Genomic DNA, 8950 nt, shown 5'->3' on the forward strand with positions numbered 1-8950 from the left:
AGGAGCGTTCACAACAAGTGCCAGAGCTGGTTATGCAGCTGACCAGAGCAGGGTTCCTCGCCCTGCTCTGGTTGTTCGTGCTGGCTGCGCTTCGAGTGGTTCGTTCAGACCTCTACTCGGCGTCCGGGATGCGGGTCCCGATGCCAGGTGCGGGTCGGGCCCCGGCCAAGGCCAGGGGCAGGAGCAAGGCGCCACGCCAGATGGTGGTGACGCACGGCGCGCTCGCCGGCACGCGCATTTCACTGGACGGTCGGCCGATCATGATCGGCCGGGCGGACGACTCCACGTTGGTCCTCGATGACGACTACGCGTCGACACGACACGCGAGGTTGTCGCTTCGGGGCTCCGATTGGTACGTGGAGGATCTAGGCTCCACAAACGGCACATACCTCGATCGGGCGAAGGTCACGGGGCCGACCAAGGTCCCGCTCGGCGTTCCGATCAGAATCGGCAAGACGGTGATCGAGCTGCGCTCATGACCCTCGTCCTTCACTACGCAGCCCGCAGCGACCGCGGCCTGGTTCGTTCCAACAACCAGGACTCGGTCTATGCCGGCCCACGACTACTCGCCCTCGCGGACGGCATGGGAGGCCATGCCGCCGGTGAGGTCGCCAGCAAGGTCGTCATCGCGGCCCTCGCGCCCCTCGACGACGACGAACCGAGCGACGACCTGCTCGGTCAGCTCCGCAACGCGGTGCTGACCGGCAACGACGCGATCTCCGAGCTGGTGGCCAACGACCCGGACCTGGAAGGGATGGGCACCACGCTGACCGCTGTCCTGTTCGCAGGAAGCAAGCTCGGCCTGGTGCACGTCGGCGACTCCAGGGCGTACCTGGTCCGCGACGGCGAGCTGACCCAGATAACCCACGACGACACCTTCGTGCAGTCGCTGATCGACGAAGGCCGGATCACCGAGGAGGAGGCCGCCAACCACCCGCAGCGCTCGCTGCTGCTGTACGCGTTGACCGGCCACGAGGTGGAACCGAGCCTGGCGATCCGGGAGGCTCGCGCCGGGGACCGCTACCTGCTCTGCTCCGACGGCCTGACCGGCCCGGTGAGCACCGAGACGATGGCGGAAGCCCTGCGCATCCCGGACCCCCAGCAGTGCGCGGACCGGATGATCGAGCTCGCCCTCAAGGGCGGCGGGCCCGACAACGTGACCGTCATCATCGCCGACGTCGTCGACGTCGAATTCGGCGATGACGCCCCGATCGTCGGGGGCGCGGCGGGAAATGGAGATGAGCATCCGCAACCCGATTCGTCGGCGGCGCGCGCGTCCGCGGTAACCATGCCGCGGCCGCAGCCGCAGCGTTTCGAGCCCACCTCACCGCCGCCGGAGCAGCCCCGCAAGCGGAGCTGGCTGCGCTGGCTGCTGGTGACGTGCGGCGTGCTCATCCTGCTTGGAGGCGGTGCACTGGTCGGGCGTTGGTGGGTGCTCAACCAGTACTACATCGGTGCGAACAGCGCCGATCAGGTGGTGATCTACCAGGGCGTGCAGGGCACCGTGCTCGGTGTCTCGCTGAACTGGGAGGTGGAGAACTCCTGCCCGCCGGACTCGGCAGCGGACTGCACTCCGATCAAGCTGACGGACCTGCAGGAAGCTCAGCGGCCGGACGTGCGCAACGGCATCACCGAGGTCAACGGTCTGCAGGACGCTCGCGACGCGATGCGCCGCCTGCGGATGACCGCGCTGCTGCCCGAGTGCCAGAAGCCCGAGCCCCCGGCCACGCAGCTCCCGCCGCCTCCGGCGAACCAGCCCCCGGGCCAGAACCTGCCGCCCGAGGCGCCGAAGCCGCCAGAGGCACCCACCCCGGATGACGCGACACCGCTGCAGACGGAGGAGCAGAAGCCGGGTGTGACCTGCCGGATGGTGAGTTGATGCCCGGACCGGCCGCTCAGACCGGAGCGACCAGCGGCGCCCCGCGAGTTCTCACTCGGCGGGGCACCGAACTGTTCATGCTGGTTTTCGCTGCGGTGATCGTCACCTTCGCGCTGCTGCTCGTGGAGGTCGCACAGGAGCAGACAGTCACCAGGGACCTCTTCCTCTACGGGGCGGCGTTCCTGGTGCTGTTCGGCGCGGCGCACTTCGCGGTGCGCAGGTGGGCGCCCTACGCCGACCCGCTGATCTTGCCCCTGGTGGCGCTGATCAACGGGATAGGCCTGGTCATCCTGCACAGGCTCGACCTGGCCGAGGCGTCGGGCGGACCGTTCACCGGCAAGCAGATCCTGTTCACCACGGTCGGCGTGGTGCTGTTCGTGCTGGTGCTGAAGTTCGTCCAGGACCACCGGACGCTGGCCCAGTACGGCTACACGTGCGGCTTCGTCGGATTGGCGCTGCTGGCGCTGCCCGGCCTGCTGCCGAGCAGCATCTCGGAGGCCAACGGCGCGAAGCTGTGGATCTCGATCGGCGGGATGTCGATCCAGCCGGGCGAGTTCGCGAAGATCCTGCTGCTGATCTTCTTCGCGTCGTTCCTGGTGTCCAAGCGCGAGCTGTTCACCACCGCCGGCAAGCGGTTCCTCGGCATCGACTGGCCGCGGGCCCGCGACATGATGCCGGTGCTGGTGGCCTGGATGCTGTCCATCGGCATCGTGGTGCTGGAGAAGGACCTCGGCACCTCGCTGCTGTTCTTCGGCATCGTGCTGGTGATGCTCTACATCGCGACCGAGCGCGCGGTGTGGGTGTTCCTCGGCCTGTCCATGTTCGCGCTCGGCTGCATCGTCGCGTTCAACCTGTTCGACCACGTGCAGGTCCGGGTCAACACCTGGCTGGACCCGCTGGGCCCGGAGGTGGACGGCAAGGACCCCGGTTTCCAGCTGCGCACCGGTCTGATGGGCATGGCCAAGGGCGGCATCGAGGGTTCCGGCCTGGGCAAGGGCCTGCCGCAGAAGACGCCGTGGGCGTCCAGCGACTTCATCATCTCCGCGGTCGGCGAGGAGCTCGGGCTGATCGGCCTGATGGCCCTGTTCCTGGTCTACCTGCTGCTGATGATGCGCGGCCTGCGCAGCGCGCTGGCGGTGCGCGACTCGTTCGGCAAGCTGTTCGCCGGCGGTCTGTCGTTCACCCTCGCGCTGCAGCTGTTCGTGGTCGCCGGTGGTGTCACCGGGCTGATCCCGATGACCGGTCTGACCGCCCCGTTCATGGCCGCTGGTGGTTCGTCGATGCTGGCGAACTACGTGCTGATCGCGCTGCTGCTGCGGGTTTCCGACGCGGCGCGCCGGCCGCAGGCGCCGGCGAAGCCGAAGCCGAAGCAGGCTCCGATCGCCGAAGCGCATACCGAACTGGTGGAGCGTCCCCGATGAACAAGCCGTTGCGCCGCGTGGCGCTGGCCATGATGGCGATGATCGTGCTGCTGATGGGCAACGCGACCTACGTCCAGGTGATCAAGGCCGACGAGCTGAACGAGGACGGCCGCAACGTCCGCACCCGCTACGAGCGCTACGGCCGCGAGCGCGGGCAGATCATCGCCCAGGGCCAGTCGCTGGCCGGTTCGCAGCGGACCGAGGACCCGATCTACAAGTTCCAGCGCCAGTACTCCAACGGCCCGGCGTTCTCGCCGGTGACCGGGTTCTACTCGTTCTACTACGGTTCCAACGGGATCGAGCGCGCCGAGGACTCGATCCTCGACGGCACCGACGACAGCCTCGCGTTCCGCCGGCTGTCCGACATGATCACCGGGAACTCGCCGCGCGGTGGCAGCGTCGAGCTGACCATCAACCCGGCCATGCAGCAGGTGGCCTACGAGCAGCTGACCAAGCAGGGCTTCCACGGTTCGGTGGTGGCGCTGGACCCGCGGACCGGCGAGGTCCTGTCCATGGTCAACGCGCCGTCCTACGACCCGAACCTGCTGACCTCGAGCGACAACAACGAGGTCGCCCAGCAGTGGAACAAGCTCAACGACGACCCGGACCGGCCGATGGCCAACCGCTCGGTCTCCGAGATCTACCCACCGGGTTCGACGTTCAAGCTGATCACCACGGCTGCCGCGCTGCAGAACGGCTACACGCCGGACAGCAAGATCGAGACCGCCGCGCGGATCCCGCTGCCGAACACCGCCAGCGCGACGCTGCCCAACTACAACAGCAACACGTGCAAGGGCGACACCCTCACGCTGGCCGTGGCCTACTCGTGCAACACGGCGTTCGCCAAGATCGCCGGTGAGCTCGGCGCGGACAAGATGCGGGAGACCGCGGCCGCGTTCGGCTTCGGCGAGGACCTGCAGATCCCGATGGCCGTGGCCAAGTCCGACCTCGGCCCGATGGCCGACGGCGCGTCGCTCTACCAGAGCGGCATCGGCCAGCGCGACGTCCGCGTCACCCCGATGCAGAACGCGATGATCGCCGCGGCCATCGCCAACGACGGCAAGCTGATGAAGCCGCAGGTCGTGAAGGCCAACCGCGCCCCGGACATGGCGGAGCTGGACACCTTCAAGCCGGAAGAGCTGCACCAGGCCGTCTCCCCGGAGATCGCGCACATGATCCGGGACATGATGATCAAGTCGGAGCAGAACACCAAGGGCTCCGGCAAGATCTCCAACATCCAGATCGCCTCGAAGACCGGTACCGCCCAGCACGGCGACGTCGGCGACAAGCCGCACGGGTGGTACGTGGCGTTCGCCCCCGCGGAGAACCCGACCATCGCGGTCGCGGTGATCGTGGAGAACGGCGGCGACGAGGGCGCGGAGGCCACCGGCGGCTCGATCGCCGCCCCGATCGGCCGGGAGGTCATCCGGGCCGGTCTGCAGGGAGGTGGCTGATCCGTGCTGACCTCCGGCCAGTTACTCGCCGACCGGTACCGACTCGGCAAGCGCATCGCGGTCGGCGGCATGGGCGAGGTGTGGGAGGCGGTGGACGTCCGGCTCGACCGGACGGTGGCGATCAAGGTGCTCAAGGCCGAGCTGTGCGGGGACGCCGAGTTCCTGCACCGCTTCCGCACCGAAGCGCGCACCACCGCGTCCTTGAACCACCCCGGCATCGCCGCGGTGCACGACTACGGCGAGACCGCCGCCATCCCGGACGGGCCGGAGGACACCGCCTACCTGGTGATGGAGCTGGTCGAAGGCGAGCCGTTGGCCGCGATCCTCGCCCGCGAAGGTCGCATCAACACCGACCACACGCTGGACATGCTGGAGCAGGCCGGCCAGGCGCTGCAGGCCGCGCACGAGCGCGGTCTGGTGCACCGGGACGTCAAGCCCGGCAACATCCTGATCACCCCCGACGGCAAGGTGAAGCTGACCGACTTCGGCATCGCCAAGGCCGCCGACTCGGCGCCGGTGACCCGCTCCGGGATGGTGATGGGCACCGCGCACTACATCGCGCCGGAGCAGGCCCTGGGCGAGGACGCGACCCCGTCCAGCGACGTGTACTCGCTGGCCGTGGTCGGGTACGAGTGCCTGATGGGGCACCGCCCGTTCCTGTCCGACAACGCGGTGACGGTCGCGATGATGCACATCCGCGACATCCCGCCGCCGCTGCCGCCGGACGTGCCGCCGGGCGTGCGCGCGCTGATCGAGGCGACCATGGTCAAGGACCCGCGACGCCGCTACGTCGACGGTGGCGAGTTCGCCAACGCCGTCGCAGCGGTGCGCGCGGGCCGGCCACTGCCGACACCGTCGTCGCTGGTCGTGCCGCAGCAGCGCCAGCAGCTGAACGTGCCAGTGCTGAACACCGGCGTCCACCCGATGCCGGGTCAGCAACTACCGCCGATGGGCAACACCTATCCGCCGGGAGTGATCCCACCGCAGGCACCGGCCCCGCAGCTGCCACCACCGCAGCAACAGCAGGCACCACCCGGCTCCTCGACCAGCAAGGTCGTGATCTGGGTTCTGGTGGCGGTGCTGGCGGTGGCGGTGCTGGTCGCGGTGGGATTCACCACCTACTGGGTCGTCAACCGCGATCAAGGCATGGGTGCGGCACCTCACGGCCTGGATTCCGCTGCACCGCTGGGCCACACTGCGCTACGGCATCCGGACCCGGCGGCTGTGCCGGGCCCCGGAGTCGGGGGAGCACCACTCGTCCCGTCGGCCACTACCGGCGAGGGCGGATCGGCATGATGGGACGATCGTTGACAAGGATCGGAACGACGCTTCGATGAGTTCACCCCGACTTCTGTCCAACCGATACGAGCTCGGTGAGACGCTCGGCTACGGCGGCATGTCCGAGGTGTTCCGCGGTCGCGACACCCGGTTGAGCCGGGACGTGGCGGTGAAGATCCTGCGCGCCGACCTCGCCCGCGACCCCACGTTCCAGCTGCGGTTCCGGCGCGAGGCGCAGAACGCCGCCGCGCTGAACCACCCGGCGATCGTGGCCGTCTACGACACCGGCGAAACGGACTCCGAGAGCGGGCCGCTGCCCTACATCGTGATGGAGTACGTCGACGGCCGGACGCTGCGCGACATCGTCAAGACCGAGGGGCCGCTGACCCCGCGCCGGGCGATGGAGGTCATGGCGGACGCTTCGGCGGCGCTGGACTTCAGCCACCGGCACGGCATCATCCACCGCGACGTCAAGCCGGCCAACATCATGATCACCGGCTCCGGCGCGGTGAAGGTGATGGACTTCGGCATCGCCCGCGCGCTGGCCGACGGCCAGGCGGCGGTCACCCAGACCGCCGCGGTGATCGGCACCGCGCAGTACCTGTCGCCGGAGCAGGCGCGCGGCGAGGCGGTGGACGCGCGCAGCGACGTCTACGCCACGGGCTGCGTGGTGTTCGAGCTGGTCACCGGGGAACCGCCGTTCACCGGTGACTCGCCGGTCGCGGTGGCCTACCAGCACGTCCGGGAGGAGCCGCGCAAGCCCTCCGACCTGAACCCGGCGGTGCCCGCGTCGCTGGACGCGGTGGTGCTCAAGGCGTTGAGCAAGAACCCGGCGAACCGCTACCAGTCGGCCGCGGAGATGCGCGCCGACCTGGTGCGGGTGCTGTCCGGGCAGCGCCCGAAGGCTCCGATGATCATGTCGGACGAGGAGCGCACCGCGATGCTGACCCAGACCTCGGCGCCGACCGAGGTCGTGCCGGGTCGCCACCGGTCGGTGGAGCGCGACGCGGAAGAACCGGTCGACGACGAGCGGGACCGCAAGCGCCGCAAGCACCGGATGGTCGCGCTCATCACGCTGGCCTGCGTCGCGGTCTTCGCGCTCGCCGCGTGGGGGATCACCGCGTTGGTCGGCAACAGCGCGCCCAAGACCGAGCCCGTGCCGAACTTCAAGAACATGCTCAAGACCCAGGCGATGGACTACGCGCAGAAGGAGGGCTGGCGGGTCGATCCCAAGGCCTGCCCGTCCACGCCGGACCAGATCGAGAAGATCGTCAAGCAGACGCCCGAGTACCCGGCGCAGCTGAACAAGGAAACGGACGCGATCGAGATCTGCTACGGCACCGGTCCGGAGAGCGTGGACGTCCCGGACCTGGAAGGCCTGTCCATGTCCGAGGCGCAGCTGAAGCTGCGGGACGCAGGCCTCACGCTGGGCATCACGCCGGAGTACCGGGAGACCTCGGACTCCAAGATGGTCCAGAAGATCATGGACTGGGACAACCGGGGCTCCTCCGTCGCCAAGGGCACCACGATCAACGTCGTGGTGGGCAAGGCGATCGAGACCGTCCAGGTCCGCGACGTCCGCGGCCAGCCCTTCGACACGGCGAAGGCCTACCTGGAGGGCGCCGGGTTCAGCGTCAAGAAGCAGGTGCGCGACTCCGACCAGCCCGCTGACACGGTGCTCGACCAGACGCCGGCGGGCGGAACCCAGGCCCGCGCGGGTGCCGAGGTGACCCTGGTGGTCTCCAACGGCCAGCAGATCTCCGTCCCGGACCTGGCCGGCATGTCGCCGAGCCAGGCCGAGCAGGCGCTGCAGAGCCGCGGGTGGACCGGCAGCATCAACGAGGTCAGCCAGGACACCCCGGACAAGGACAAGGACGGCAAGGTGCTCAGCTCCTCGCCGGGCTCCGGCCAGAAGATCGGCCGCAACGAGACGGTGACGATCTACGTGGGCAACTACAGCAAGGGCTCGTCGCCGACCACCAGTCCGGACAACGGCGGAGGCCTCTTCCCGCCGTTCGGCTGACCAGGGCATGACGAAGGGCGCCTCCCGCGCGGGGGGCGCCCTTCCTCGGTCCGGGCTTAGTGCGGGTCAGCGCTGGGCTGCGGCGGCGACTTCGCGCATGCCGCGTTCGAGGCCGGCGACGAGGTGTTCGTCCACCGGGTAGCCCGCGCTGGCCATCCAGTTGGCGAGCATGCGGTGGCCGCCGTCGGTGAGCACCGACTCGGGGTGGAACTGGACGCCCTCCACAGGCAGCTCGTGGTGGCGCATGCCCATCACGATGCCCGAGGCGGTCTTGGCGGTGATCTCGAAGTCGTCCGGGATGGAGTCCGCGCGGACGATCAGCGAGTGGTAGCGGGTCGCGATGAACGGCTCAGCCAGCCCGGCGAACACCCCGGCGCGGGAGTGGTGGATCTCGCTGACCTTGCCGTGCAGCAGCTCCGGCGCCCGCTCGACGACCCCGCCCCACACCGCGCCGATGGCCTGGTGCCCGAGGCACACGCCCAGCACCGGCTTGCGCTCCGCGGCGCAGCGCTGGATCAGCTCCATCGTGCGACCGGCGCGGTCCGGCGTGCCCGGACCGGGGCTGAGCAGGACGCCGTCGGCGGCCGCCACGTCGTCGTCGGTGACGACGTCGTTGCGGCGCACGACGCAGTCCGCGCCCAGCTGGGCGAGGTACTGCACGAGGTTGTAGACGAAGCTGTCGTAGTTGTCGACGACGAGTACGCGCACGTCGCCAGCGTACGCGCGCCCGTGACGTCACGTCCTACTGGTTTTGAACCGAACCCGTCCTTGTTTTTGAAACGCCGGAGGCGTTTAGCCCGCCCTCGGCGCTGGCACCGCCGCGGGTTCTCAGCGTTCGCCTGGCGAGGACGGCCCGACTGCCGTGTATTGGCATACATAAAGTCGGGCACCCGCA

Annotated in this window: 7 protein-coding genes; 6 read left to right on the forward strand and 1 reads right to left on the reverse strand. The window is 69.1% G+C overall.

All coding sequences use genetic code 11. The features are described from left to right. The first annotated feature begins 17 nt into the window (after window positions 1-17). Genes ABTZ89_RS10275 through pknB form a run of 6 tightly spaced genes read left to right on the forward strand, consistent with a single transcriptional unit; the run spans window position 18 to window position 8055 of the window. Complete coding sequence (locus ABTZ89_RS10275) at window positions 18-479, forward strand: FHA domain-containing protein FhaB/FipA (RefSeq protein WP_270952007.1); 462 nt, start codon at window positions 18-20, stop codon at window positions 477-479. Beyond that, window positions 476-1879, forward strand: a complete 1404-nt coding sequence (locus ABTZ89_RS10280) for a PP2C family protein-serine/threonine phosphatase (protein WP_270952008.1) — start codon at window positions 476-478, stop codon at window positions 1877-1879. The genes ABTZ89_RS10275 and ABTZ89_RS10280 overlap by 4 nt, the downstream gene beginning before the upstream one ends. Further along, window positions 1879-3300, forward strand: a complete 1422-nt coding sequence (locus ABTZ89_RS10285) for an FtsW/RodA/SpoVE family cell cycle protein (RefSeq protein WP_270952010.1) — start codon at window positions 1879-1881, stop codon at window positions 3298-3300. Before ABTZ89_RS10280 ends, ABTZ89_RS10285 begins: the two co-directional genes overlap by 1 nt. Then, window positions 3297-4754 carry a peptidoglycan D,D-transpeptidase FtsI family protein gene (locus ABTZ89_RS10290; protein ID WP_270952011.1) on the forward strand — a complete coding sequence of 486 codons (1458 nt, stop codon included), beginning with the start codon at window positions 3297-3299 and terminating at the stop codon, window positions 4752-4754. The genes ABTZ89_RS10285 and ABTZ89_RS10290 overlap by 4 nt, the downstream gene beginning before the upstream one ends. 3 nt (window positions 4755-4757) lie before the next feature. After that, window positions 4758-6050, forward strand: coding sequence for a serine/threonine-protein kinase (locus ABTZ89_RS10295; protein ID WP_351042560.1), 1293 nt, complete (start codon window positions 4758-4760; stop codon window positions 6048-6050). A 37-nt stretch (window positions 6051-6087) separates the two neighbouring features. Beyond that, window positions 6088-8055, forward strand: a complete 1968-nt coding sequence (gene pknB, locus ABTZ89_RS10300; RefSeq protein WP_351042563.1) for a Stk1 family PASTA domain-containing Ser/Thr kinase — start codon at window positions 6088-6090, stop codon at window positions 8053-8055. A gap of 66 nt (window positions 8056-8121) precedes the next feature. Here pknB and ABTZ89_RS10305 read toward each other — a convergent pair whose 3' ends face one another. After that, window positions 8122-8763: an aminodeoxychorismate/anthranilate synthase component II gene (locus tag ABTZ89_RS10305; protein ID WP_351042566.1), complete on the reverse strand. Its 642-nt coding sequence runs from the start codon at window positions 8761-8763 to the stop codon at window positions 8122-8124. Between the last annotated feature and the right edge of the window lie 187 nt (window positions 8764-8950).

The organism is Saccharopolyspora sp. NPDC002686 (genome assembly GCF_040295745.1).
Classification (GTDB): domain Bacteria; phylum Actinomycetota; class Actinomycetes; order Mycobacteriales; family Pseudonocardiaceae; genus Saccharopolyspora; species Saccharopolyspora oryzae.

Bases quoted from the DNA above. Each gene is read 5' to 3' on its own strand.
- ABTZ89_RS10290 (WP_270952011.1), top strand. From the start codon at position 3,297: ATGAACAAGCCGTTGCGCCGCGTGGCGCTGGCCATGATGGCGATGATC.
- ABTZ89_RS10280 (WP_270952008.1), top strand. From the start codon at position 476: ATGACCCTCGTCCTTCACTACGCAGCCCGCAGCGACCGCGGCCTGGTT.
- ABTZ89_RS10285 (WP_270952010.1), top strand. From the start codon at position 1,879: ATGCCCGGACCGGCCGCTCAGACCGGAGCGACCAGCGGCGCCCCGCGA.
- pknB (WP_351042563.1), top strand. From the start codon at position 6,088: ATGAGTTCACCCCGACTTCTGTCCAACCGATACGAGCTCGGTGAGACG.